At 71.4% G+C, this 25,231-nt stretch carries 21 protein-coding genes; 17 read left to right on the top strand and 4 right to left on the bottom strand.

All coding sequences use genetic code 11. The annotated features are described in order from the left end of the window. Positions 1-9 precede the first annotated feature (9 nt). The 3 genes from ilvN (at position 10) to serA (ending at position 3,470) form a co-directional block, all read left to right on the top strand. The gene (ilvN, locus tag ACIPTO_RS30945; RefSeq protein WP_366320787.1) at positions 10-537 is read left to right on the top strand and encodes an acetolactate synthase small subunit; all 528 of its coding nucleotides are present in this window, start codon (positions 10-12) and stop codon (positions 535-537) included. Positions 538-648: 111 nt separating this feature from the next. Further along, complete coding sequence (gene ilvC / locus ACIPTO_RS30950) at positions 649-1,647, top strand: ketol-acid reductoisomerase (protein ID WP_366320789.1); 999 nt, start codon at positions 649-651, stop codon at positions 1,645-1,647. A gap of 233 nt (positions 1,648-1,880) precedes the next feature. After that, the gene (gene serA / locus ACIPTO_RS30955; RefSeq protein ID WP_366320791.1) at positions 1,881-3,470 is read left to right on the top strand and encodes a phosphoglycerate dehydrogenase; all 1,590 of its coding nucleotides are present in this window, start codon (positions 1,881-1,883) and stop codon (positions 3,468-3,470) included. Positions 3,471-3,555: 85 nt separating this feature from the next. Here the strand turns inward: serA and ACIPTO_RS30960 are convergent, their stop codons facing one another. After that, positions 3,556-5,118, bottom strand: coding sequence for an MFS transporter (locus ACIPTO_RS30960; protein WP_401197611.1), 1,563 nt, complete (start codon positions 5,116-5,118; stop codon positions 3,556-3,558). A gap of 98 nt (positions 5,119-5,216) precedes the next feature. Here ACIPTO_RS30960 and ACIPTO_RS30965 point away from each other — a divergent pair, with 98 nt between their 5' ends. Together ACIPTO_RS30965 and ACIPTO_RS30970 are read left to right on the top strand one after the other, a co-directional pair. Then, a complete protein-coding gene (locus ACIPTO_RS30965) occupies positions 5,217-5,807 on the top strand; it encodes a TetR/AcrR family transcriptional regulator (protein ID WP_401197614.1) in 591 nt (196 codons plus the stop codon). 138 nt (positions 5,808-5,945) lie between these two features. Then, positions 5,946-6,521 carry a DUF4240 domain-containing protein gene (locus tag ACIPTO_RS30970; protein ID WP_366320797.1) on the top strand — a complete coding sequence of 192 codons (576 nt, stop codon included), beginning with the start codon at positions 5,946-5,948 and terminating at the stop codon, positions 6,519-6,521. A 73-nt stretch (positions 6,522-6,594) separates the two neighbouring features. Here ACIPTO_RS30970 and ACIPTO_RS30975 read toward each other — a convergent pair whose 3' ends face one another. Beyond that, positions 6,595-7,776: a PucR family transcriptional regulator gene (locus ACIPTO_RS30975; RefSeq protein WP_401197617.1), complete on the bottom strand. Its 1,182-nt coding sequence runs from the start codon at positions 7,774-7,776 to the stop codon at positions 6,595-6,597. 132 nt (positions 7,777-7,908) lie between these two features. Here ACIPTO_RS30975 and ACIPTO_RS30980 point away from each other — a divergent pair, with 132 nt between their 5' ends. From ACIPTO_RS30980 to ACIPTO_RS30995, 4 genes are all read left to right on the top strand, one after another. Continuing rightward, a complete protein-coding gene (locus ACIPTO_RS30980) occupies positions 7,909-8,835 on the top strand; it encodes a proline dehydrogenase family protein (RefSeq protein ID WP_401197620.1) in 927 nt (308 codons plus the stop codon). A 121-nt stretch (positions 8,836-8,956) separates the two neighbouring features. Then, positions 8,957-10,588: an L-glutamate gamma-semialdehyde dehydrogenase gene (pruA, locus tag ACIPTO_RS30985; protein ID WP_366320803.1), complete on the top strand. Its 1,632-nt coding sequence runs from the start codon at positions 8,957-8,959 to the stop codon at positions 10,586-10,588. A 99-nt stretch (positions 10,589-10,687) separates the two neighbouring features. Next, positions 10,688-11,227 carry a GNAT family N-acetyltransferase gene (locus tag ACIPTO_RS30990; RefSeq protein ID WP_401197623.1) on the top strand — a complete coding sequence of 180 codons (540 nt, stop codon included), beginning with the start codon at positions 10,688-10,690 and terminating at the stop codon, positions 11,225-11,227. A gap of 293 nt (positions 11,228-11,520) precedes the next feature. Then, positions 11,521-11,652 (top strand): hypothetical protein, encoded by a 132-nt coding sequence (locus ACIPTO_RS30995; protein WP_366320807.1) that lies wholly within the window; start codon positions 11,521-11,523, stop codon positions 11,650-11,652. 58 nt (positions 11,653-11,710) lie between these two features. On the opposite strand, the gene ACIPTO_RS31000 is transcribed toward ACIPTO_RS30995, so the two are convergent. Next, a complete protein-coding gene (locus tag ACIPTO_RS31000) occupies positions 11,711-13,276 on the bottom strand; it encodes a purple acid phosphatase family protein (protein WP_401197626.1) in 1,566 nt (521 codons plus the stop codon). Between the two features lie 142 nt (positions 13,277-13,418). Here ACIPTO_RS31000 and ACIPTO_RS31005 point away from each other — a divergent pair, with 142 nt between their 5' ends. The 4 genes from ACIPTO_RS31005 (at position 13,419) to ACIPTO_RS31020 (ending at position 19,464) form a co-directional block, all read left to right on the top strand. Continuing rightward, on the top strand, positions 13,419-14,462 hold the full coding sequence (locus tag ACIPTO_RS31005) for a 3-isopropylmalate dehydrogenase (RefSeq protein WP_366320811.1): 1,044 nt from the start codon (positions 13,419-13,421) through the stop codon (positions 14,460-14,462). Positions 14,463-14,724: 262 nt separating this feature from the next. Continuing rightward, on the top strand, positions 14,725-15,813 hold the full coding sequence (locus tag ACIPTO_RS31010) for a branched-chain amino acid aminotransferase (RefSeq protein WP_366320813.1): 1,089 nt from the start codon (positions 14,725-14,727) through the stop codon (positions 15,811-15,813). Positions 15,814-15,976: 163 nt separating this feature from the next. Then, entirely contained in the window at positions 15,977-18,934 is a 2,958-nt protein-coding gene (locus ACIPTO_RS31015) for a CHAT domain-containing protein (RefSeq protein WP_401197631.1), read from the top strand. After that, on the top strand, positions 18,931-19,464 hold the full coding sequence (locus tag ACIPTO_RS31020; protein ID WP_401197634.1) for a hypothetical protein: 534 nt from the start codon (positions 18,931-18,933) through the stop codon (positions 19,462-19,464). Before ACIPTO_RS31015 ends, ACIPTO_RS31020 begins: the two co-directional genes overlap by 4 nt. Here the strand turns inward: ACIPTO_RS31020 and ACIPTO_RS31025 are convergent. Further along, positions 19,407-20,846 carry a cytosine permease gene (locus tag ACIPTO_RS31025; RefSeq protein WP_401197637.1) on the bottom strand — a complete coding sequence of 480 codons (1,440 nt, stop codon included), beginning with the start codon at positions 20,844-20,846 and terminating at the stop codon, positions 19,407-19,409. The genes ACIPTO_RS31020 and ACIPTO_RS31025 overlap by 58 nt on opposite strands. Before the next feature lie 118 nt (positions 20,847-20,964). Here ACIPTO_RS31025 and ureA point away from each other — a divergent pair, with 118 nt between their 5' ends. Genes ureA through ACIPTO_RS31045 form a run of 4 tightly spaced genes read left to right on the top strand, consistent with a single transcriptional unit; the run spans position 20,965 to position 25,085 of the window. Continuing rightward, positions 20,965-21,708: an urease subunit gamma gene (gene ureA / locus ACIPTO_RS31030; RefSeq protein ID WP_401197640.1), complete on the top strand. Its 744-nt coding sequence runs from the start codon at positions 20,965-20,967 to the stop codon at positions 21,706-21,708. Next, positions 21,705-23,414 carry an urease subunit alpha gene (locus ACIPTO_RS31035; RefSeq protein ID WP_401197643.1) on the top strand — a complete coding sequence of 570 codons (1,710 nt, stop codon included), beginning with the start codon at positions 21,705-21,707 and terminating at the stop codon, positions 23,412-23,414. Before ureA ends, ACIPTO_RS31035 begins: the two co-directional genes overlap by 4 nt. A 23-nt stretch (positions 23,415-23,437) precedes the next feature. Then, the gene (locus ACIPTO_RS31040) at positions 23,438-24,457 is read left to right on the top strand and encodes an agmatine/peptidylarginine deiminase (RefSeq protein ID WP_401197646.1); all 1,020 of its coding nucleotides are present in this window, start codon (positions 23,438-23,440) and stop codon (positions 24,455-24,457) included. 25 nt (positions 24,458-24,482) lie between these two features. Further along, a complete protein-coding gene (locus ACIPTO_RS31045; protein WP_401197649.1) occupies positions 24,483-25,085 on the top strand; it encodes a TetR/AcrR family transcriptional regulator in 603 nt (200 codons plus the stop codon). Positions 25,086-25,231: the final 146 nt, after the last annotated feature.

A 25,231-nucleotide genomic window follows, 5' to 3' on the forward strand; every position in this document is an offset into this window, starting at 1 on the left:
GAAAGAGAAATGTCCAAGCACACGCTCTCGGTCCTGGTCGAGAACAAGCCCGGTGTCCTCGCCCGGATCACCGCCCTGTTCTCGCGGCGCGGCTTCAACATCGACTCCCTCGCCGTCGGCGTCACCGAACACCCCGACATCTCCCGCATCACGATCGTGGTGAACGTGATCGAGGCACTCCCGCTCGAACAGGTCACCAAGCAGCTCAACAAGCTCGTCAACGTGCTGAAGATCGTCGAACTGGAGGCGGGTTCCGCGGTTCAGCGCGAACTCGTTCTGGTGAAGGTGCGCGCCGACAACGAGACCCGCTCCCAGATCGTCGAGATCGTCCAGCTGTTCCGCGCCAAGACCGTCGACGTCTCCCCGGAGGCCGTCACCGTCGAGGCCACCGGCTCCAGCGACAAGCTGTCCGCGATGCTCAAGATGCTGGAGCCGTACGGCATCAAGGAGCTGGTCCAGTCCGGCACGATCGCCATCGGCCGCGGCGCCCGCTCCATCACCGACCGCTCGCTGCGCTCGCTCGACCGCTCCGCGTAGCACCGACTGCGGGCGGCCCCGGCCGCCCGCATTCCGAGACCCCCGGACTTCGATTCCGCCCGCCGTCATACGGTGGGACGCAACACCTGCACACCAAGGAGAGAACCCAAAGTGGCCGAGCTGTTCTACGACGCCGACGCCGACCTGTCCATCATCCAGGGCCGCAAGGTCGCGGTCATCGGCTACGGCAGCCAGGGCCACGCCCACGCGCTGTCGCTGCGCGACTCGGGTGTCGACGTGCGCGTCGGTCTGCACGAGGGCTCCAAGTCCAAGGCGAAGGCCGAGGAGCAGGGCCTGCGCGTGGTGACCCCGTCCGAGGCCGCCGCCGAGGCCGACGTCATCATGATCCTGGTCCCGGACCCGATCCAGGCCCAGGTCTACGAGGAGTCCATCAAGGACCACCTCAAGGACGGCGACGCGCTGTTCTTCGGCCACGGTCTGAACATCCGCTTCGACTTCATCAAGCCGCCGGCCGGCGTCGACGTCTGCATGGTCGCCCCCAAGGGCCCGGGCCACCTGGTGCGCCGCCAGTACGAGGAGGGCCGCGGCGTTCCGTGTATCGCGGCCGTCGAGCAGGACGCGACCGGCAACGGCTTCGCGCTCGCGCTGTCGTACGCGAAGGGCATCGGCGGTACCCGCGCCGGTGTCATCAAGACGACGTTCACCGAGGAGACCGAGACCGACCTGTTCGGTGAGCAGGCCGTTCTCTGCGGTGGTACGGCCGCGCTGGTCAAGGCCGGTTTCGAGACGCTGACCGAGGCCGGCTACCAGCCCGAGATCGCGTACTTCGAGTGCCTGCACGAGCTGAAGCTCATCGTCGACCTCATGTACGAGGGCGGCCTGGAGAAGATGCGCTGGTCGATCTCCGAGACCGCCGAGTGGGGCGACTACGTCACCGGCCCGCGGATCATCACGGACGAGACCAAGGCCACGATGAAGCAGGTCCTCGCCGAGATCCAGGACGGCACGTTCGCGCGTGAGTGGATGGCCGAGTACCACGGTGGCCTGAAGAAGTACAACGAGTACAAGCAGAAGGACGCCGAGTCCCTGCTGGAGACCACCGGCAAGCAGCTCCGCAAGCTGATGAGCTGGGTCGACGAAGAGGCGTAAGTCCTGCGGCACAGGGGGCCGGAGCGAAGGCTCCGGCCCCTTTGTCCAACCCGTCCAGCCACGGACGGGTGATCCTTCCGCAGAGGCGCAAGACGACTGTCGGTCCGCCACTACACTGCCGTACTACATACGCGTCAGGCCCACAGCGTCGTGCGTCTCCACGCGGTTCGTACCTCCACCGCCTGCGGCCGTCGGGACGGCCGTCCGCACGCAACGGACTTGTGAGGACTCACGTGAGCTCGAAACCTGTCGTACTCATCGCCGAAGAGCTGTCGCCCGCGACGGTGGACGCCCTCGGCCCGGACTTCGAGATCCGGCACTGCAACGGCGCCGACCGAGCCGAACTGCTCCCCGCGATCGCCGACGTCGACGCGATCCTGATCCGCTCGGCCACCAAGGTCGACGCCGAAGCGGTCGCCGCCGCACGGAAGTTGAAGGTCGTCGCACGAGCCGGCGTCGGCCTGGACAACGTCGACGTCTCCGCCGCCACCAAGGCCGGCGTGATGGTCGTCAACGCGCCCACCTCGAACATCGTCACCGCCGCCGAGCTGGCCTGCGGTCTGCTGCTGGCGACCGCACGCCACATCCCGCAGGCCAACGCGGCGCTGAAGAACGGCGAGTGGAAGCGCAGCAAGTACACGGGCGTCGAGCTCGCCGAGAAGACCCTCGGCGTCGTCGGCCTCGGCCGCATCGGCGCGCTGGTCGCCCAGCGCATGTCCGCCTTCGGCATGAAGGTCGTGGCCTACGACCCCTACGTCCAGCCCGCACGGGCCGCGCAGATGGGCGTCAAGGTCCTGTCCCTGGACGAGCTGCTCGAGGTCTCCGACTTCATCACCGTGCACCTCCCCAAGACCCCGGAGACGGTCGGTCTGATCGGCGACGAGGCGCTGCGCAAGGTCAAGCCGACCGTGCGCATCGTCAACGCCGCGCGCGGCGGGATCGTCGACGAGGAGGCGCTGTACTCCGCGCTCAAGGAGGGCCGCGTCGCCGGTGCCGGACTCGACGTCTACGCGAAGGAGCCCTGCACGGACTCCCCGCTGTTCGAGTTCGACCAGGTCGTCTCCACCCCGCACCTCGGCGCCTCCACGGACGAGGCGCAGGAGAAGGCCGGTGTCTCGGTCGCCAAGTCGGTGCGCCTCGCGCTCGCCGGTGAGCTGGTCCCCGACGCGGTGAACGTCCAGGGCGGCGTCATCGCCGAGGACGTCAAGCCGGGCCTGCCGCTGGCCGAGAAGCTCGGCCGCATCTTCACCGCCCTCGCGGGCGAGGTCGCGGTCCGCCTCGACGTCGAGGTCTACGGCGAGATCACCCAGCACGACGTCAAGGTGCTCGAACTCTCCGCGCTCAAGGGCGTGTTCGAGGACGTCGTCGCCGAGACCGTGTCCTACGTCAACGCCCCGCTGTTCGCGCAGGAGCGCGGTGTCGAGGTACGGCTGACGACCAGCTCCGAGTCGAACGACCACCGCAACGTCGTCACGGTGCGCGGCACCCTCGGCAGCGGCGAGGAGGTCTCGGTCTCCGGCACGCTCGCCGGCCCCAAGAACCTCCAGAAGATCGTGGCGGTCGGGGACTACGACGTCGACCTCGCCCTCGCGGACCACATGGTGGTGCTGCGCTACGAGGACCGGCCCGGTGTCGTCGGCACGGTCGGCCGGGTCTTCGGCGAGGCCGGGATCAACATCGCCGGCATGCAGGTGTCGCGGTCGGCCGCGGGCGGCGAGGCGCTGGCCGTGCTCACCGTCGATGACACGGTGACCGCGACCGTGCTGGCGGAGGTGGCCGAGGAGATCGGCGCGACGTCCGCTCGCTCGGTGAACCTGGTCTGACGTTCCGGTCCGACGTTCCGCGAGAACGCCGGGTGGGCCGAGGAGATGATCCTCGGCCCACCCGGCGTTTCGCTGTGACCGGGGCTCACGCCTCGGCCTTCTGAGGCTCCGTCACCACCGGTCCGGGCGCGGGGACCTGGATGCCCCGCAGGGTCCGCACCGCCGTGATCGCCGCCCCCAGCAGCAGGACCGCCCCCGCGATCGCCGCCCCGTGCATGCCGTCGGTGAAGGCGTCCCGGGCGGTGGCCAGCAGGGCGTCTCCCGTGCGCCCCGGCAGCTGGTGGGCGACGGCCAGGGCGCCGCCGAGGGTCTCGTGGGCCGGGCCGGGGGCCGAGGCGGGGATGCCGTGGCGGTAGACCGCCGTACCGATGGAGCCGAGGACGGCCATGCCGAGGGCGCCGCCGAACTCGGAGCCGGTCTCCATCAGGGAGGACGCGACGCCTGCCTTCCCGGCCGGGGCGCTGCCCATCGCGAGGTCCATGATCAGGGACATCACCATGACGATCCCGGAGGCGAGGACGCCGGCGGCGGCCAGCACCAGCCAGAGGGAGTCGGTGCCGGTGAGGGCGAGCAGGACGTAGCCGCAGGCGGCGACGGTGAAGCCGGACGCGACGACATGGGCGCGGTCGACCCCCTTCTGGACGAGGGTCGTCGCGAGCGGGGCCGCCATGCCGATCGGGACCGAGGGGAGCAGCGCCCACAGGGCCGCCTCCATCGCGCTCATGCCGAGCACGGACTGCAGGTACTGCGTGGTGAAGAACGCCGAGCCGAGCATTCCGAAGGCGGAGAGGAGGTTGAGGACGAGGGAGGGTCCGAAGCCGTGGCCGCGGAAGAGGGCCGGGTCGATCATCGGGGACGCGGTGGTGCGCTGGCGGTGGACGAAGAGGGCGGCGAAGAGCAGGCCGACGGTGACCGAGACGACGTACTGCGGGTGCCAGCCCTCGGAGGGGATCTCCTTGAGGCCGTAGACCACGGGCAGGACGGCGGCCATCGACAGCGGGACGCTCGGCCAGTCGAAGCGGCCGGGGGCGGGGTTCCTGGACTCGGGGAGCAGGAACGGGCCGAGGACCAGCAGGAGTGCCATCGCGGGCAGGTTGACCAGGAAGACCGAGCCCCACCAGAAGTACTGGACGAGGACACCGCTCAGCACCGAGCCGAGGGCGATGCCCGCGGTCATCACGCCGGACCACAGGCCGATCGCCTTCGCGCGCTGGCCGGGGTCGGCGAACATCGTGCGCAGCAGCGCCATCGTCGAGGGCATCAGGGTCGCGCCGCCGATGCCGAGGACCGCGCGGGCGGCGATGAGGGTCTCGGCGCTGTTCGCGTAGGCCGCGATGACGGAGGCGGTGCCGAAGGCGGCGGCGCCGATCAGGAGGAGCCTGCGGTAGCCGATGCGGTCGCCGAGCGAGCCCATCGTCATCAGCAGGCCGGCCAGGACGAAGGCGTAGATGTCGAAGATCCACAGTTGCTGGGTGCCGCTGGGCTCCAGGTCCGCGCTGATCGCCGGGATGGCGAAGTAGAGGACGGAGACGTCCATCGAGACGAGGAGCAGGGGGAGCATCAGGACGCCGAGAGCGGTCCATTCCCTGCGTCCGGCAAGGGAGTCGGGGGTGCTCGGAGGGTTCGGCGCGTGCGTCGGGTTCGTCATGGCAGTGAATGTACGCGCGTCTTAAACGACTGTCTAGAACGCTTGTATAATTCATGCGTCTAGGACGTCTGTATGGAATCGGCGGTACGGTGGGAGGCATGGGACACCGTGAGGATCTGCTCGAAGGCGCGAAGCGCTGCCTGCTGGCCAAGGGCTTCGCGCGCACGACGGCGCGCGACATCGTGAAGGAGTCCGGGACGAACCTCGCGTCCATCGGCTACCACTACGGCTCGAAGGACGCGCTGCTCGCGCAGGCCTACGTCTCGCTCGTCGAGAACACCTCCGACGCCTTCGAAGGCGGCGACGGCGGTCCCGCCGCCGGGGCCGAGGGAGCGCCCGGTTCGCTGGAGCGGTTCCGCTGGGTGTGGTCGAACATCGTCGCCACCATGCGGGAGCCGGGTTCGATGTGGCGGCTCAGCATGGAGGTCATGGCCCTCGAACTCCCCGAGGTGCGCGAGCACTTGTCGGCCGCGCAGCGCGAGGGCGGGCGCGGGCTCGTGGCCCTGCTGATGGGCGTGCCGGAGGAGGAGGTCACCGACGAGACGGCGGACACGCTCGGCCGCTTCTACCTGACCCTGATGACCGGGCTCATCGCCCAGTGGACGTTCGACCCGAAGACCGCGCCGGACGGCGAGGCACTGACGGAGGGGCTCCGGCAGGTGGTCGAGGGAGTACGGAAGTCACCCTGACACGGCGGGAGTTCGGCGAGGCGGTGAGGGCGCCGGCAGCAGGGGGCCGGCGGGCTGTCGGGCAGGTCCCGTTCCGGGATCGATGACGTCCGCCGCGTCGCGGGCCGCGTTGTCAGTGCCGCCTGCCAGAGTGCCGTCATGGACGACGACACCTTCTGGACGCTGATCGAGCGCTTCCGGCGCCGGACACCGGACCCGGACGAACGACTCGCCCGGCTGGTCGGGGAGTTGGCGCGCGGGCCCGAGTCGGAGGCCGTGCGGTTCCAGCTGTGCCTGGACCGTGCGCTGCTGCCCACGGCCACCTGGGACCTGTGGGCGGCGGCGGACCGGATCATGGGCTGGTGCTCCGACGACAGCTTCTTCTACTTCCGGCTCTGGCTGGTCGGGCTGGGACGGGAGACGTTCGAGCGCGTCGTCGCCGATCCGGATGCCCTGGCCGGCGTCCCGGAGGTGTCGCGGCTCGCGGGCCGGAATCCGGCGGACTGGGACGACGAGGAGTGGCTTGAGTGGGAGGGGCTGGACTTCGTGGCCGGACGGGCGTTCGTCCAGGTCACGGGCCGGACGGAGGAGGACTTCTACGCGGCGGTCGAGGAGTGCGGGGGCCTCGGCGCCGAGGCGCTGGAACCGTCCGGCGAGCGGTGGGAAGCGAACGACGACGAGCAGGCGCACCGCCGTCTGCCCCGCCTCAGCGCGCTGTTTCCGGCGGAGCGATGACGTGACGCACGGCGGTCGCCGCGTCCGGCATCAGCCGTGGCACGGCAGGCAGTTGATGACCCGTCAGCCCTGCCTACAGCCGCGCGCCTTTCAGCACCATGTGCAGCAACAACCGGTCCTCACCGTCGTCGAGGTCCAGCCCTGTCAGCTGCTCCACCCGGGACAGGCGGTAGTAGAGGGTCTGGCGGTGGATGCCCAACTCGGCCGCCGTGCGGCCCGCCTGGCCCGCGCGGTCGAGGTAGACCTCGGCGGTGCGCGCCAGTTCGTGGTGGGTCGGGGAGAGGAGCGGGGCCACGGCCGGATCGTGGGCGGAGTCGGGGGAGAGGGTGGTCAGCAGACGGTACGGGCCGATGCGGGACCACTCGGCCACCGGACCGAAGCGGGGTTCCGCCAGGGCCGCGCGGCAGGCAGCCGTGGCTTCCTGCCAGGCGGTGGCCAGGTCGGCGAGGCCGCCACGCGGGGCGCCGACGCCGGCGGCCCGCGCGGACTCCCGCAACAGCCGGCCGGCGGCCGTCGCCGCCGGAGTGCCCACGTCCGCCGAGCGCAGCCGGACCAGCACCGCCAGGCACTGGTCCGCCGTCCCCCACGGAACCGTGCACAGCGCGGTCGCGTGCGGGACCGTACGGGCCGAAGGGGCGTCGTCCGGGTCGGCGGACGGCCAGGGGGCGACGCACACCAGCGCGTACGGTCCGTCGCCGCGCGTGCCGAGGGCCGTCCGCAGGGCCGCCACCGCCATGTCCCCCTGCCAGCCGCGCTCGGCGGTCAGCACCGCCCGCAGCTCCCGGCTGAGATCCGCCCCGTGCTGCGCCTCGTCCGCGAGCAGCGCGCCGATGCGGGCGGCCACCTCCATCGCGGCGGCCAACTGCGCCGGGGTGGGTCCCGGGTCGTCGTCCAGGAGCCAGACGTAGCCGAGGACGACACCCCGATGGCGGACCGGCAGGCAGATCCGTCCCCGGTAGACGCCGGCCTCGGGGGTGGGCGGGATCCGGACCGGTCCGGTGGCGCGGGTGATGCCGAAGCCCTCGAACCAGGTGCGGACGGTGGTCGTCGAGCGCCGGGTCAGGATCGAGCGGGTGCGGACCGGGTCCAGCGCGGACGCGTCGAGGTCGCCCTCACCGTCGTAGGCCCCGAAGGCGATCAGCTCGAAGTCGCGGTTCTCCAGGGTCGCCGGGGCGCCGAGCAGTTCGGAGATCTCGTCGACGAGCTCTTGGTAGTCGCCTCTGGAATCGGATGTCACCCGGGCATTCTCCCGCATTCCCGCGCCGCCTTCATACATCTGTCTGAGATCGGCGGCACGGATGCGTGACAGCTGTCGATGGCCGACGATCGGAGACAACCCTAGGTTTCACGGTGGTTCCCCTTATGTCCGACTGCTTGGAGGTGCCCCGTGCTGGGTCCCGTGATTCTCGCCGCCTCGCGCAGCGATCAGATGCGCCGGCTGATCTCGGCGGCGCCGGTGACCAAGCAGGTCGTGGACCGCTTCATCCCCGGTGAGACCGTCGACGAGATCGTCCCGATCGTCCGGGACCTCACCGACAAGGGCCTGGAGCTGACGATGGACGTCGTCGGCGAGGACATCACCACGCCCGAGCAGGCCGCCGCCGCCCGCGACGCCTATCTGACCCTCGTCGACCGGCTCAAGGACCTGGAGCTGGGCACCCGGGCCGAGATGTCCATCAAGCTCTCGATGTTCGGTCAGGCGCTGGAAGGCGGCCACGAGCTGGCCCTCGCCAACGTCCGGCCCGTCGTCGAGGCCGCCGCCGCGATCGGGACGACCGTCACGCTCGACGCCGAGGACCACACCACCCTCGACTCGATGTTCGCGATCCACGAGGAGCTGCGGAAGGACTTCCCGCAGACCGGCTGTGTCATCCAGGCCTACCTCTTCCGCACCGAGTCCGACGCCCGCCGCCTCGCCGAGGCCGGCAGCCGCGTCCGGGTCGTGAAGGGCGCGTACAAGGAGCCCGCCGAGGTCGCTTACCAGCAGAAGCACGAGATCGACAAGGCGTACGTCCGGGTCCTGCGGATCCTGATGGAGGGTTCCGGGTACCCGATGGTCGGCTCCCACGACCCGCGCCTCATCTCCGTCGCGCAGGAACTGGCCCGGCGGGCCGGCCGCAAGCTCGACGAGTACGAGTTCCAGATGCTGTACGGGATCAGGAGCGAGGAGCACCTGCGGCTCGCCGCCGAGGGCCACCGCATGCGCGTCTACACGGCCTACGGCACCGACTGGTACGGCTACTTCATGCGGCGCCTCGCCGAGAAGCCGGCGAACCTGCGCTTCTTCGCCCGCAGCATGCTGACCCGGGGCTGAGCGATGACCCCCGCGCCGAGGCCTGCCGGCCTCCTCCCTCTCCTGCCCCTCGTCCTCGCACGCTCGCCGCACACCATCGGCTGACCCAACACCCGCTCACCCACAAGGAGTTACGGATCTCATGGACGCTGTGACCCAGGTCCCCACCCCCGTCAACGAGCCGGTGCACGGCTACGCGCCCGGCTCTCCCGAGCGTGCCCGTCTTGAGGTCAAGCTCAAGGAACTGGCCGAGAACCCGATCGACCTGCCGATGACCATCGGCGGCGAGCGGCGGATGGGCGGCGGCGAGCGCGTCGACGTCGTCCAGCCGCACAACCACAAGGCCCGCATCGGCACCTACGCCAACGCCACCCAGGCCGACGCCCAGGACGCGATCGACGCGGCCCTCGCCGCCGCGCCCGCCTGGCGCGCGATGTCCTTCGACGACCGCGCCGCGATCATCCTGCGCGCCGCCGAACTGCTCTCCGGCCCGTGGCGCGAGACCCTCGCCGCGTCCACCATGCTCGGCCAGTCCAAGACCGCCCAGCAGGCCGAGATCGACTGCCCCTGCGAGCTCGTCGACTTCTGGCGCTTCAACGTCAAGTACGCCCGCGACCTGCTCGCCGAGCAGCCCCCGGCGAACTCCCCGGGCGTCTGGAACCGCCTCGACCACCGCCCGCTCGAAGGCTTCGTCTACGCGATCACGCCCTTCAACTTCACCGCCATCGCGGGCAACCTGCCGACCGCGCCCGCGCTGATGGGCAACGTGGTGGTCTGGAAGCCGAGCCCCACGCAGACCCATTCCGCCGTGCTGCTCCTGCAGCTGCTGGAGGAGGCGGGCCTGCCCAAGGGCGTCATCAACCTCGTCACCGGCGACGGCATCGAGGTGTCGAAGGTCGCCCTGGAGCACCGCGATCTGGCCGCCATCCACTTCACCGGCTCGACCAGGACCTTCCAGTACCTGTGGAAGACGGTCGGCAACAACATCGAGAAGTACCGCACCTACCCGCGGCTGGTCGGCGAGACCGGCGGCAAGGACTTCGTCGTCGCCCACCCGAGCGCGGACCGCGCGGTGCTGAAGACGGCGCTGACCCGGGGTGCGTTCGAGTACCAGGGCCAGAAGTGCTCCGCGACCTCCCGGGCGTACATCCCGGCCTCCATCTGGAACTCCGGTTTCAAGGAGGAGTTCGCGACCGAGGTCGACTACCTGAGCATGGGTGACGTCACCGACCTGTCGAACTTCATCGGCGCGGTCATCGACGAGCGCTCCTTCGCCAAGAACAAGGCGGCCATCGACCGCGCGAAGGCGGACCCCACCTGCACGATCGTCGCGGGCGGTTCCTACGACGACTCGGTCGGCTACTTCGTCCGCCCGACGGTCGTCGAGTGCAGTGACCCGGCCAACGAGGTCTTCACGACGGAGTACTTCGGCCCGTTCCTCGCCGTGCACGTCTACGACGACGAGAACTACGACGAGATGCTGACCCAGATGGAGTCGGTCTCCGACTACGCGCTGACCGGCTCGGTCATCTCCAACGACCGTGCGGCGGCGGCCCACACCATGGAGCGGCTCCGCTACGCGGCCGGCAACTTCTACATCAACGACAAGTCGACCGGCGCGGTCGTCGGCCAGCAGCCCTTCGGCGGCGGCCGTTCCTCCGGCACCAACGACAAGGCCGGCGCCCCGCAGAACCTGATGCGCTGGACGCTGACCCGCGCCATCAAGGAGACCCTGGTGGCCCCGACGGACTACACGTACCCGCACATGGGCTGACCCACGGGCAGGTGACAGGAGGGGCCGGGCGCATGCCCGGCCCCTCGTGTTTCCCCGAATGGGCCGGGCCGGTGAGCCCTCGTCTCCGATACTGACCCCGTGACCATCCGTATGCGCACCGCCCACACGGCCGACCTCACCCCGGCCGACCTCCGTGCCGCCCGTGACCTGCTGGACGCGGCCTTCGCCGGGGACCTCACCGACCAGGACTGGGAGCACGGCCTCGGCGGCGTCCACGCGCTGCTCGCCGACGACACCGGGCTCCTCGCGCACGGCTCGGTCGTCATGCGCCGGGTGCGGTACCGGGGGCGGTGGCTGCGGGTCGGGTACGTGGAGGGGGTCGGCGTACGGCCGGATGCCCGGCGGCGGGGGTACGGCGGGCTCGTCATGGCCGAGCTGGAGCGGATCGTCGACCACGCCTACGACGTCGGACTGCTCGGCGCCAGTGACGACGGGGCCCGGCTCTACACCGCGCGCGGCTGGCGGCTGTGGGGCGGCAGGATCTCCGCGCTCGGGGCGGACGGGATCGTCCACCTGCCCGAGGAGGAGGACAGCACCTACGTCAGACCCGGGCTCGCCGGGCCGCTCGACCTCGGCGAGGACCTGCTCTTCGACTGGCGTGACGGGGATGTGCTCTGACCGCCGGAATCGGGAAAGCGCAGGTCAGCGATGTGTGACCTGTTTCGCCGTCTCAGATAGTAGGAAGTCCGAGTAATTGTGGAGACAGATGCGTGGTCCTGTCCTAGCTTTGTAGGAGCCGAACGTCTCGCTAGACCAAGCGAATGGCGGCCGTGAGCCGGACACCATGCAGGCAACCCCTGCGGTCCGTCGCTCCCCGTCTCTCCGGGGGCATCTCCCACGCCCATTAGGCAGTGGCGGAGTCTCGTACCTACCTTCTGCTCTCCAGGAATTACCGAAGGAGTCGGTTCCCCATGGCCGAGACGACCACCCGCCGCCGAGTCCGCCACGTGCCCCGCACGAGCGAGTCCGAGCGCAAGAACGCCGCAGCCGCCCTCCAGCGCGCCCTCGACCGCCGGGACAACGGCGGCGAGACCGGCCACTGAGCAGCCGCAGCACCACCCTTCAGCCGGGAGCCGCACCCGCAGGGGGTGCGGCGCGGTCTCAGTGACCGCGCCGCACCTCGAAGTGGTCGATGCGCCTGCCGTTCCCGTCCAGCGCCGAGACCCTGAGCCGGGGCGTGCTGCCGCTCTCCGCCTCCACGGAGAGCAGGGAGAACCCCCGGTAGCGCACCCGCGACCACTCCACCGTCTCCGCCTCGGTGTGCTGCCCCTTCTCCCAGCGCACGGTGTCGACCGTCCCGTGCCGGGTGACGTGCCCCTCGTAGCTCTCCTTGACGCCCGCCGGGAACCCGTACAGGTCGCGCCCGCCGCCGCCCGCCGTGACGTAGACGATCCCGTCCCGTGTCGGATCGGTGGACGCGCCGATCGGCACGGTCCGGCCGACCTCGCCGTCCCGGATCGCGTCGGTCCGCTCGTAGACGTGGTTGTGCCCGTTGATCACCAGGTCCACCTGATGCTTCGCGAACAGCGGCAGCCACTCGGCGCGCACCCCGCCGTCGGAGGCGTGCGAGGAGGTCGAGTACGCGCAGTGGTGGAAGAAGACGACGACGAAGTCGACCCCCTTCGTCGCCCGCAGCTCCCGCAGCCTGCCGTCCAGCCACGTCGTCTGCTTCCCGCCCGTGCAGCCGAGGTTGGCGGTGATCTCGTACGACACGTCGTTCGCGTCGAGCGCCACGACGCCGACGTTGCCGTAGACGAAGGAGTACACGCCCGGCGCGTGCGTCGGGTCGAAGCCGTTCTCCGGGAGGGACCAGCGGGCGAGCTGGCCGCCGTAGCCGTCGGGGGAGTACCAGGCCTCCATGTCGTGGTTGCCGGTCGTCACCATCCACGGGACGGAGCGCGAGACCGGCTCGTTCTGCTTGAGGAACAGGTCCCAGTACGTCGGGTCGTAGCCGTCCGTCTTCCTGCCCTGGCCGTTGGTGTCGGCGTAGCAGATGTCGCCCGCGTGGAGGTGGAAGACGGGGTCCTGGCGCAGGACGACGTGGTCGTTGGTGGCGGCGGCGTTGCTCACGCCCTGGTCGCCGAAGGCCGTGAACACGAACGTCCCGGGGTTCGCCGGTGCCGTGCGGAACGAGCCGATGGCCGAGCGGTGGGCCGGCGCGGCCGGGTCGAAGCCCTCGTGGCCGACGCCGTAGTAGTACGTCGTGCCGGGGTGGAGGCCGTCCAGCGCCGCGTGCACGTAGTACTGCTCCACGGCGGGGCGTACCCCGGTCAGCCCGGGGGTGTGCAGGGCGCGGATCTCGGCCGTGACGCGGTGGCCCAGCTCGTCCGGCCTCGACCCCACGCGTACGTACGGCTTCCTGACCGCGAAGGGGACCTGCCAGGAGATCCGCATCGCCGTCTTCGGGTCCGCGCCGAAGGCGAGATGGCGGCCGAAGGGGACGACCGCCGTGCCGGGCACCTTGGAGGTGGCCGGGGAGGGGAGCGCCGCCTTGCCGTCGGCGGACGCCCGGCCCGCGCAGCCCGCGAGCAGTCCGCCCGCCGCCACCGCGCCCGCCGACACCAGCGCGCGGCGCCGGGTCAGCTTCGTGCGCAGGTACTCGTACTGCTCGGCCATGCTCATCCGGACCGCGAGGTGTTCCGGGATGCCGACGTCGGGTGTCTCCATGTCGATGAAGTTCCCAGTGGACCTCAACGGGGGCCATGCGTAAGGGTGAACGTCCGTCGAACGGCCGACGCCGGTAACCTCGGCACGTCCGCATCATGGACACCCGGTGTCATCCCATGGGACGCGGAGTACGGTGGCGGGCATGTCTCGCAGCATCGATCTCGCAGTGATCCCCGGTGACGGCATCGGTCAGGAAGTCGTGGCCGAAGGTCTGAAAGTCCTCTCCGCCGTCCTTCCGCAGGACGTGAAGCTGGAGACCGAGGAGTTCGACTTCGGCGCCAAGCGCTACCACGCGACCGGTGAGACCCTCACCGACGCGGACCTCGCCGCGCTGAAGCAGCACGACGCGATCCTGCTGGGCGCCATCGGCGACCCGAGCGTCCCCTCCGGTGTCCTGGAGCGCGGCTTCCTGCTCAAGCTCCGCTTCGCCTTCGACCACCACGTCAACCTGCGGCCCTCCAAGCTGCTCCCGGGCGTGGCGACCCCCCTCGCCGGTGAGCCGGACATCGACTTCGTCGTCGTCCGCGAGGGCACCGAGGGCCCGTACACGGGCAACGGCGGCACCATCCGCAAGGGCACCGAGCACGAGGTCGCCACCGAGGTCTCCGTCAACACCGCGTTCGGTGTCGAGCGGGTCGTCCGTGACGCCTTCGCCCGCGCCCAGGCCCGCCCCCGCAAGAAGCTCACGCTGGTCCACAAGAACAACGTGCTGACCTTCGCGGGCCACCTGTGGACGAACGTCTTCAACAAGGTCGCGGCCGAGTTCCCCGAGGTCACCACCGACTACATCCACGTGGACGCGGCGACGATCTACCTCGTCACCGACCCCGCCCGTTTCGACGTGATCGTCACCGACAACCTCTTCGGCGACATCATCACCGACCTCGCCGCGGCCGTCTCCGGCGGCATCGGCGTCGCCGCCAGCGGGAACATCAACCCGTCCGGCGAGTTCCCCTCGATGTTCGAGCCCGTGCACGGCTCCGCGCCCGACATCGCGGGCCAGGGCAAGGCCGACCCCACCGCCACGGTCCTGTCCGTCGCCCTCCTCCTGCGCCACCTCGGCTACGAGTCCGAGGCCGTCCGCATCGAGGACGCCGTCTCCGCCGACCTCGCGGACCGCACCGGCAAGCCCGCCCGCAGCACCACCGAGATCGGCGACGCGCTCGCCGTACGAGTAGCCGGCTGACCCCGCCGCTCCTCGAAAGACTCCCGCAGTATTTCGAAGCCGCCGGGCCGCAACCGCACCCGGCGGCTTCTCTTACGTCCCCGCCGGGTGCCACCATCATCCCCGGGTCGCATTCACGCCGTTTCGTCCACGGCCCACCGCGCGCGATAATCGAACGCGGAGCCGCGGAATGAGGGAATGCTCGGACGTCCTAACACTGGCCACTGGCAGTCGAGGGCGTGAGCGCGGCCCGTCACACACAACCGGTGAAGGACAACCACTCATGACGACGCCCACGATCGAGCTCAAGCCCTCGGCCTCGCCACTCTCCGCCGCCGAGCGCGACGCGATTCTGGCGAACCCCGGGTTCGGCCGCCACTTCACCGATCACATGGTGACGATCAAGTGGACCGAGGGCCGCGGCTGGCACGACGGCCAGCTCGTGCCCTACGGCCCGCTCTCCCTCGACCCCGCGAACATGACCCTGCACTACGCGCAGGAGATCTTCGAGGGCCTCAAGGCCTACCGCCAGGCCGACGGCTCGGTGGCCACCTTCCGCCCCGAGAAGAACGCGAAGCGCTTCCAGACCTCCGCCCGCCGCCTCGGCATGCCCGAGCTGCCGGTCGAGACGTTCATCGAGGCCTGTGACGTGCTGGTCCAGCAGGACCGCGACTGGGTCCCGGCGCACGGCGGCGAGGAGTCCCTGTACCTGCGCCCGTTCATGATCGCGACCGAGGTCGGCCTCGGTGTGAAGCCCGCCAACGAATACCTCTTCCTGGTCATCGCCTCCCCGGCCGGCGCCTACTTCCCCGGCGGTGTGAAGCCCGTCTCCATCTGGGTCTCCGAGGACCACGTCCGCGCCGTCCCCGGCGGCATGGGCGACGCCAAGACCGGCGGCAACTACGCGGCCTCCCTCCTCGCCCAGGCCGAGGCCGCCGAACAGGGCTGCGCCCAGGTCTGCTACCTCGACGCGGTCGAGCGCCAGTGGGTCGAGGAACTCGGCGGCATGAACCTGTACTTCGTCTACGGCGACCGGATCGTCACCCCCACCCTCACCGGCTCGATCCTGGAAGGCGTCACCCGCGACTCCCTCCTCACCCTCGCCCGCGACCTCGGCTACACCGCCGAGGAGGGCCGGATCTCCGTCGAGCAGTGGCAGCGCGACTCCGAGAACGGCAGCCTGACCGAGGTCTTCGCCTGCGGTACGGCCGCGGTCATCACCCCGGTCGGCACGGTCAAGCGCACGGGCGCCGAATGGCAGCAGGCCGCGGGCGAGCCCGGCGAGGTCACGCTCAGGCTGCGCGGCGCGCTCCTCGACATCCAGCGGGGCGACACCGTCGACAAGCACGGGTGGATGCACCGGCTGGGCTGAACTCCCGAGAATCCACTGCGGAGTTGACGACGCGGGGGCCCGAACCGCCCAGGAGACGGTCCCGCGCGGAGTCGATGAAGAAGCCCGTCCCTGTCCCGGGGCGGGCTTCGCCGTGGCAAGGTGGACCGCCGGGCGGAGGCGCGCAGACGGGGGAGACGGGGCCTTGGACACGCTGGACTTCCATGTGGAGATCGGCGCCGGGAGCGCGGACGAGCGTGACCCCGGCCGCCCGCGCAGCTACGAGATCACCCTGCGCGGCTCCGCGGGCGACGAGGCCTCCGAGGTCAAACCCTTCCCGCTCACCCCCGTCGAACTGCGCGCCCTGGACACCACCGTCCCGCACGCCGTCCTCAGCTCCGCCGCCCACCTGCGCCGCGCCCCCACCGCCGACGAGCTGCCGGTCCGCGAACTCGGCCGCAAGCTCCACGAGTTCCTCCTCGGCGGCCGAGGCGGACCTCTCCTCGCCGCCGCCCGCGATCGGGCCGCCCAGGACGACCGCCCGCTGCGCATCGTGCTGCGCGTCCGCCCGGCCGAACTCGCCCGGCTGCCCTGGGAGTTCCTCTACGACCCGGACGAGCACGGCTACGTCTGCCAGACCACGTCCCTGGTCCGCCGCCCCGAAGTCAGCGTGCCCGAGAGGCCGTTGACCGTACGGCCGCCGCTGCGGGTGCTGTGCATGGCGGCCCGCCCCGACGACCGGGCGCCGCTGGCCGTCCGGGCCGAACAGGAGTGGCTCGGCCGGGCCCTGTCCGAACTGCGCCGGCAGGAACTGATCCACGTGGAGTGGACGGCGGGACCGACCTGGCGCGACCTGCGCACCGCGCTGCACGGCGGAACCTGGCACGCCTTCCACTTCATCGGGCACGGCGGATTCGACCCGGACGGAGCCGAGGGCACGCTCGCGCTCGCCGACGACGACGGCGGCACGTACCACCTCGGGGCCGAGGACCTCGCCATGCTCGTCGCCCGCCGCACCTCCCTGCGGCTCGTCGTCCTCAACGCCTGCGAGACCGGCCGCTCCGCCGACCGGGACCCCTTCTCCAGCGTCGCGGGCGCCCTCATGCGCAAGGGCGTCCCGGCGGTGGTCGCCATGCAGTACCCGATCTCGAACGACGCCGCCGTCGAGTTCAGCCGCACCTTCTACGAGTCCCTCGCGCAGCGCCGCCCCGTCGACGAGGCCGTCACGGAGGCCCGGCAGACCATCCGCCTCGCCCGGCGCGGCACGCTGGAGTGGGTCACACCGGTGCTGTTCATGCGCTCGCTGGACGGCCGGCTCTTCGACCTCGCCGATGCCGGTACGCCCGTGGCGGCGGCCGACGAGGTCAGCGACCTGTACATGAGGGGCCTCGCCGCGCTGCGCAGCAAGCGCTGGCAGCGGGCCGTCGACCTCTTCCGTGACGTCATGGTCCGCGACCCCGGCCACTCCGACGCCCGTGCCATGTGCGCGGAGGCACTGCGGCTGCGCAGTCTGCACGACCTGTACGAAGCGGGCCTCGGCGCGATCGAGGAGCGCCGGTGGGACGCGGCCGTCGACCACCTGGAGGCGGTCGACGCCACCGACCCCTCCTTCCTCGACACCCGCACCCACCTCACCGAGGCCCGCCGCCGCAGAGCCGCCGAGGCCTGGCACACCGAGGCCGCCGCCTTCCACGCGGCCGGCGAATGGGAAGCGGTCCTCGCGGTCGCCACGGAACTCGCCGCACTGGTACCGGAGAACCCGGACCCGAACGGCTTGGCGGCGGACGCGCGCGCACGGTTGCAGGCCGCGCGGGAAGCGCAGCAGGCCCCGGGTGAGCCCCCGGCTCCGCCGAGCGAGAAGCCGACCTCGACCGACGAACCCGCGCCGGGTGAAGTGCCGCGTCCGGTGGCCGAGTTGACGTCCGGCGAGGCGGTGCCGTCGCTGGTCGGCGCGGTGGAGCAGGGCGAAGTGCCGCCCTCGGTGGAGGACTCGGCACCGGACACCGCGCGCCGGTCCACCGAGCCGCCGGTGTCCCGCCAAGGCTCCATTTCGGACTGGGCGCCTCCCGTGATCCGGGACAGCCCCGCCCCCGCGACCCGCCACGCCGCCGGCCCGTCGGCCGCGAGGTCGGCGCATGACGTGCCGGTCCGGGTCCAGGGCCGCCCCCTGGGCTTCTCGTTCAGCCCGGACGGCACCCGGTTCGTCGTCGCCTGCCTGGGCCGGAGGGCCCTGGTCGCCGACGTGCTCGACCCCGGCCGGTCGCACCTGGTCCGGCACGACAGCGTGCTGGAACGGCTGGGCAAGCTGGCGCGCGAGGACAGGATGCCGATCGCGGCGGCCCTCGCGCCCGGCGGGCAGCGGCTGGTGACGTACGCGGTCCCGACGCTGCGTGTGTGGGACGTGGACCGCGGATCCCAGCTCGCGGAATGGCGGACGGACGAGCCGGAGGGGCAGGTCGCCCTCGGTGCCGAGGGCCTCAACGCCCTTTTCCTGCCGGGCGGTTCGGGTGCCTACCACTGGCGGGACTCCCAGGACGCCCCCGACCGCCTCACTGCTCAGGAGGACAAGGCGACCCTCGCCGTCACCTCCCGGGACGGCACGATGTTCGCCACGGTGGACGCCCCCGAGGACGTGACGCGCGCGTGGATCCTGGCCGCGCAGGGGGTGCGCACCCGCACACGCGAGCGGCACGTCCGGGTCTGGGACGCCCGCACCGGCCGCCTCCTCGCCGAACGGAACTGCGGTACCGACGTGATCCGCGTCGCCCTGCACCCCCGCAACACGGCCTTCGTGACGGGTCACGGCGACGGCAGGGTGCGGGTCTGGGGCCCGGAGGGGAGCGGCAGCGTGGTCGCCGAGCATGGCTCCGGCTTCTTCATGGACATCGCGTACGACAGGGAAGGGCACCGGCTCGCCGTCGCGAAGGAGGACGGCGCCTCCGTCCAGGATCTCCGCAGCGGGCGGATGGTCGCCTCCCGCCGGTACGGGTTCGACTGGAAGGTACGCGCGCTGGCCTTCGGCCCCGACGGCGTGGCCCGTGCGCTGGTCGAGCGCGAGCACGAGGTCTGGCTGACCACCATCGCCACCATGGCCCAGGGAATCCGGGGCATCGGGGACGACGACGGTCCCACCCACGCACGGCTACGAGGAGACGTCCCATGAGCGACCCGGCCCAGTCCCCCCGTACCGCCGACGTCTTCGTCGAGGAGTCCGCCCCGCCCGGCCGGGAGACGCCTCTCGTCGAGGAGTTCGGCGCGCTGGGCTTCACCGTCCGGGCCCGCGCCCTGCCGGCCCGCCGCCCCATCGAGCAACTGGCCTGGGCCGTCCTGGTCGTCCTGCCGTTGCAGGCGTTCCTGACCGCGCTCGGCGGCAAGGCGGGCGAGGACGCGCACCACGGCCTGCGGAGCGCGGTCCGCAGGGTCCTGCGCCGCGGATCCGGAGCCGGGCCGTCCGTGGAGCCGCCGGCCGCCCAGGACGACGCGGCCACGGCCCCCACCCCGACCACCGCATCCACCGTCGTCCTCCAGGACCCGGCCACCGGCATCCAGATCATCCTCGGCCCCCACCTCGACGACACCGCGTACCGCGCGCTCCGGGCCCTCGACCTGACCCGGATCACCCAGGGACCGGTCCGCTACGACACCGCGGAGGCCCGCTGGCTCTCCGACGTGGACGAGGCGACCTCCCCCTGAGGCGCCGGACGCCGTGCGAGCAGCAGGTACGCGGCACCTCCGACCGCCCCCGACAGCAGGAAACTGCAGTCCACCCCACCGGTCAGCGACAGCAGCGGCCCTTCGTACGACGGCAGTGACACCGCCAGCAGACCGACCCCCGCGCCCACCGCCCAGGAGACCGTCGCCGGGATGTTCCAGCCCGCCCGGAACCAGTAGACGCCGCCCTGGGAGCGGCGGTTGAAGACCTGGAGCGCGTCCGCGTCGTACATACCGCGGCACCGCACGAAGCCGATGAGCGTGATCACCGCCCACGGTGTGCCGATCGCCGTGAGGAGCAGCACGAAGGACGTCATCGCGGACTGGGCGTTCCAGGCGTAGTGCCCGACGAAGACGCAGAGCATCGCGACGACCGCGACCGTGCAGGTGGCCCGGGCCCGGGACGCGCGGGGCAGGATCGCGTCCAGGTCGAGGCCCATGGAGTAGAGCATCAGGCCCGCGTTGCCGACGGATCCCGCGGAGGCGGCGAGCAGCAGCGGGACCAGGTACCAGCCGGGGGAGGCCTGGACCAGCGGGCCCGCGTAGTCGAGGGCCGCGTGGGCCGCGTAGGCGGTGAAGGTGCCGAAGAGCTGGGGGACCAGGAGTCCGGCGATCAGGCCGAGCCAGGTGGCGTGCAGGACCCGGCGCGAGGTGTGGCGGACGGGGGAGATGTAGCGCGTGTAGTCGCCGAGGAGGGTGATGAACGCGATCGGTCCGGACAGTCCCGCCGCCACCGTCGCCAGACACCACGTCGGCCAGAACCCGCCCAGCAGGTATCCGCCGGCCTCCGGCAGTGCGCCGGTGGTGAAGTGCGGGGCGTAGGCGATCACGCCGAGGACCAGCAGCGCGGTCATGCCGATGGACAGGACGCGGGACATGGCGAGCAGCACCCGGTAGCCGTAGACCGCGCCCGCGACGGTCGCCGTCGCGAGCACCGTGTAGACGACGGCGTACGACATCCCGTCGGCGGGCAGTCCGAAGAGCCGTCCGAGTACGCCCACCATCACGTCGCCGCCGATCCACACGGTCAGCGCGGTGTAGCCGAGGGCGAGGAGCAGGCCGACGACCGAGCCGACGAGCCGGCCCCGCACCCCGAACTGGGCGCCGGACGAGGTCGAGAGGTTGGTCGCGGTGCGCAGCGAGACCAGTGCGAGCGGGGCCGTGAACAGGGTGCCGACCACCGTGCCCGCGACGATCGAGCTGACCGACGCCCACCAGCCGAGGCCGAACGACGGCGGCAGCCAGCCGAAGATGATCACGCCGAGGCAGAGGTTGGAGCCGAGCAGGATCGACATGAGGTCGCGCGGGCCGCTGGTGCGTTCCGCGTCGGGGACGGTGTCGACTCCGCGCTGTTCTATCGGCATGGTGGGCCCATCACTTTCTTAGAGTGACGTTCAATGTGAACCGAGCCAGGGTGGCGCGTCAACCATTTCGGAGATGGGTTTTACGGTTTAGAGTGATGTTCTAAAGGAGGAACACGGGATGCGACTGACCCCCACGGAACGCGACCGGCTGCTGCTGTTCTCGGCCGCCGAACTGGCCCGCGCCCGCAAGGCGCGCGGCCTGAGACTCAACGTGCCGGAGGCCACCGCGCTCATCGCGGACACGGTCTGCGAGGCCGCCCGGGACGGCAGGCGGCTGGCCGAGGCCATCGAGCGCGCCCGCTCCGTGCTCGGCCCCGACGACGTCCTCCCGGGGGTCGCCGACGTCGTCACCGAGGTGCATGTGGAGGCGGTCTTCGACGACGGCTCGCGGCTCGCGGTGGTCTCCGACCCGATCGGCGGAGGACTGGACGGCGACGCCCCGGGCGCCCTGCTCCCGGGACCCGCGCACGCCGAACCCGAGGCCGTCGTCCGCGTCACGGTCACCAACACCGCGACCGTCCCCGTCTCCGTGACCTCCCACTTCCACTTCTTCGAGGCCAACCCGCGCCTCGACTTCGACCGTGCGGCCGGCTACGGCATGCGGCTCGCGGTGCCCGCGGGCTCGTCGGTGCGGTTCGGGCCGCGGGAATCGGCGGAGGTCGGGCTGGTGCCCATCGGCGGCGCCCGCGTCGCCATCGGCTTCGCCGGTCTCGTCGACGGACCGCTGGACGCGCCGGGCGCCCGCGCGGAGGCGCTGCGCCGCGCCGCCGCCTGCGGCTACCTGGGCACCGGGCCCGACGCCCCGCCGGGCGACGCCGGCGACGACCGTGACGACACCCGTGACCAGGAGGCAGACGCATGAGCCGCCCCGGGGGACACCCCGCCGAAGCCCGCCGTCTCACCCCGTACGAGTACGCCGCCACCCACGGCCCCCGCGCGGGCGACCGCGTCCGCCTGGGCGACTCCGGCCTGACGATCCGCGTGGAGTCCGACTCGCAGCGCTACGGCGACGAGTTCCTCGCCGGGTTCGGCAAGACGGCCCGCGACGGACTGCACCTCAAGGCCGCCGCCGTGCGGGACACCTGCGACGTCGTCATCAGCAACGTCGTCGTGATCGACGCGGCGCAGGGCATCCGCAAGGTGTCCATCGGGATCAGGGAGGGGCGGATCTGCGCCGTCGGGCGGGCCGGCAACCCCGACACCCTCGACGGCGTGGACGTCGTCGTCGGCACCGGTACCTCGATCGTCTCCGGCGAGGGCCTCATCGCCACCGCGGGGGCCGTCGACACCCACGTCCACCTCCTCTCGCCACGCATCATGGAGGCCTCGCTCGCCTCCGGGGTGACCACGATCATCGGGCAGGAGTTCGGCCCGGTGTGGGGCGTCGGCGTCAACTCCCCCTGGGCGCTGCGCCACGCGTTCAACGCCTTCGACGCCTGGCCGGTCAACATCGGCTTCCTGGGCCGGGGTTCGTCCTCCTCGGACGCCCCGCTGATCGAGGCCCTCGCGGAGGGCGGCGCCTCCGGGTTCAAGGTGCACGAGGACATGGGCGCCCACACCCGCGCGCTGGACACGGCACTGCGCGTCGCCGAGCAGTACGACGTCCAGGTCGCCCTGCACAGCGACGGGCTGAACGAGTGCCTGTCCGTCGAGGACACCCTGCGGGTCCTGGAGGGCCGGACGATCCACGCCTTCCACATCGAGGGCTGCGGCGGCGGACACGTGCCGAACGTGCTGAAGATGGCCGGAGTCCCGAACGTCATCGGCTCCTCCACCAACCCCACCCTCCCCTTCGGCCGGGACGCGGTCGCCGAGCACTACGGCATGATCGTCTCCGTCCACGACCTGAAGACCGACCTGCCCGGCGACGCCGCCATGGCCCGCGACCGCATCCGCGCCGGGACGATGGGCGCCGAGGACGTGCTGCACGACCTGGGCGCGATCGGCATCACCTCCTCCGACGCGCAGGGCATGGGCCGCGCGGGCGAGACCGTGCGCCGTACGTTCGCGATGGCCGGGAAGATGAAGGCGGAGCTCGGCGCCCCGGACGAGCACGACAACGCACGCGTCCTGCGCTACATCGCCAAGCTGACCATCAACCCCGCCATCGCGCACGGACTCTCGCACGAGGTCGGCTCCCTGGAGGTCGGCAAGCTCGCCGACATCGTGCTGTGGCGCCCCGAGTACTTCGGCGCGAAGCCGCAGCTCGTCCTGAAGTCCGGGTTCCCGGCCTACGGCGTGGTCGGCGACCCGAACGCGGCGACCGACACCTGCGAACCCCTCGTCCTGGGGCCCCAGTTCGGCGCCCACGGCACCACACCCGCCGACATCTCCGTGGCCTTCGTCGCGCAGGCCGCCCTGGACCAGGGCAACGACACGATGCCGACTCGCCGCAGGCGCGTGGCGGTTCGCGGCACCCGGGGCATCGGCCCCGCCGACCTGCGGCTCAACTCCCGTACCGGAGCGGTCGATGTGGACCAGCGCACCGGCCTGGTCACCCTGGACGGCGAGCCACTCCGCTCCGAACCCGCCGACTCGGTCTCCCTCAACCGCCTCTACTTCCTCTAGCACCACGAGACTTGGGACTTCTGATGAGCTTCCACATGCCCCCCGAGTGGGCCCCGCACGAGCGCACCTGGATGGCCTGGCCCGGACCCAACCCGACCTTCACCACCGACGAGGAACTGGCGGAGGCCCGCACCGCCTGGGCGTCCGTGGCCCGTGCCGTGCGCCGCTTCGAACCGGTGACGATGGTGCACGGCCCGGGGCAGGGCGAGTCCGCCCGCGCACTCCTCGGCCCGGACGTCGACCTGGTCGAGCGCGAGCTGGACGACGCGTGGATGCGCGACATCGGCCCCACGTTCGTCACCGACGGCGAGGGCGAACTGGCCGCCGTGGACTGGACGTTCAACGGCTGGGGCGGCCAGGACTGGGCCCGCTGGGAGCACGACTCCAAGATCGCCCGCCATGTCGCGGACCTCACCGGGGCGCCGGTCCTCGGCAGCACCCTCGTCAACGAGGGCGGCGCGATCCACGTCGACGGCGAGGGCACGGTCCTGCTCACCGAGACCGTCCAGCTCGGCGCCGGCCGCAACCCCGGCTGGACGCGCGAGCGGGTCGAGGCGGAGATCCACGCCCGGCTCGGCACCACCAAGGCCATCTGGCTCCCGCACGGCCTCACCGGCGACTACGGCCTCTACGGCACCCAGGGCCATGTCGACATCGTCGCCGCCTTCGCCGCGCCCGGCACCGTCCTGGTGCACAGCCAGCGCGACCCGGCCCACCCCGACCACGCCCGCTCGCAGGAGTACCTCGCCCTCCTCCGCGCCCAGACCGACGCGAAGGGCCGCCGCCTGGAGGTCGTCGAGGTGCCCGCCCCGACGGTCCTCACGGACGAGGACGGCGACTGGGTCGACTACTCCTACATCAACCACTACCTCTGCAACGGCGGGGTCGTCCTGTGCGCCTTCGACGACCCGAACGACGAGATCGCGGCCGGGATCTTCCGCCGGCTGTTCCCGGAGCGGACGGTCACCCTGGTGGACGCCCGTACGATCTTCGCGGGCGGTGGAGGCATCCACTGCATCACCCAGCAGCAGCCGAAGGTCTAGGGACCCGGCCGGAGGGAGTCGGACGATGGCCGGTGCGCGGAAGAACGCGCCGCCGCGCGAGGACGTCCTCGCCGCCGCCATGGGCATGATCGCCGAACGCGGTCTGGAGCAGCTCACCATGGCGGCCCTGGGCCGCGAGGTCGGCATGAGCAGCGGCCATCTCCTCTACTACTTCCACTCCAAGGACGAACTCCTGCTCCAGGCCCTGGAGTGGAGCGAGGGCAGGCTCGGCGCCGAACGCGGCCGGCTGCTCACCCGCACCGGCGCGACGGTCCGGGCACGCGTCGACGCGTACGTCGACCTGTACGTCCCGGACGGCCACCGCGACCCGCACTGGACGCTGTGGCTGGAGGTCTGGAACCGCTCGCAGAACGCCGACGCCGACGCCCGCGACCGCCAGGCCGCGATCGAGGGCGTCTGGCACCGCGACCTCGTGGCGCTGCTCGCGGAGGGCGTGTCACGGGGCGAGTTCCGTCCCGTCGACCCGGACCGTTTCGCCTCCCGGCTGCGTGCCCTCCTCGACGGCTTCTCCATCCATGTGGCGATCGGCCTGCGGGGCACCGACCGCGAGCAGGTCCTGTCCCACGTACGGGAGTTCCTGGACGACGGGCTCCTCGCGGACGTGTGACCGTCCGGCCCGGCCGCACGGGACGGGCGGGGCCGTGCCTCTCCCCGGCGGCCGAGTTGATCAACCGACTGTTCGCATCATGAGACGGACGGTGAGCATGGTGGTGGTCTGTGCCAGACTGCCTCCGTGCTCTCGTTCGCCACGAT

Origin of the sequence: Streptomyces sp. NPDC090083, from assembly GCF_044747445.1 — a bacterium.
Lineage (GTDB): Bacteria > Actinomycetota > Actinomycetes > Streptomycetales > Streptomycetaceae > Streptomyces.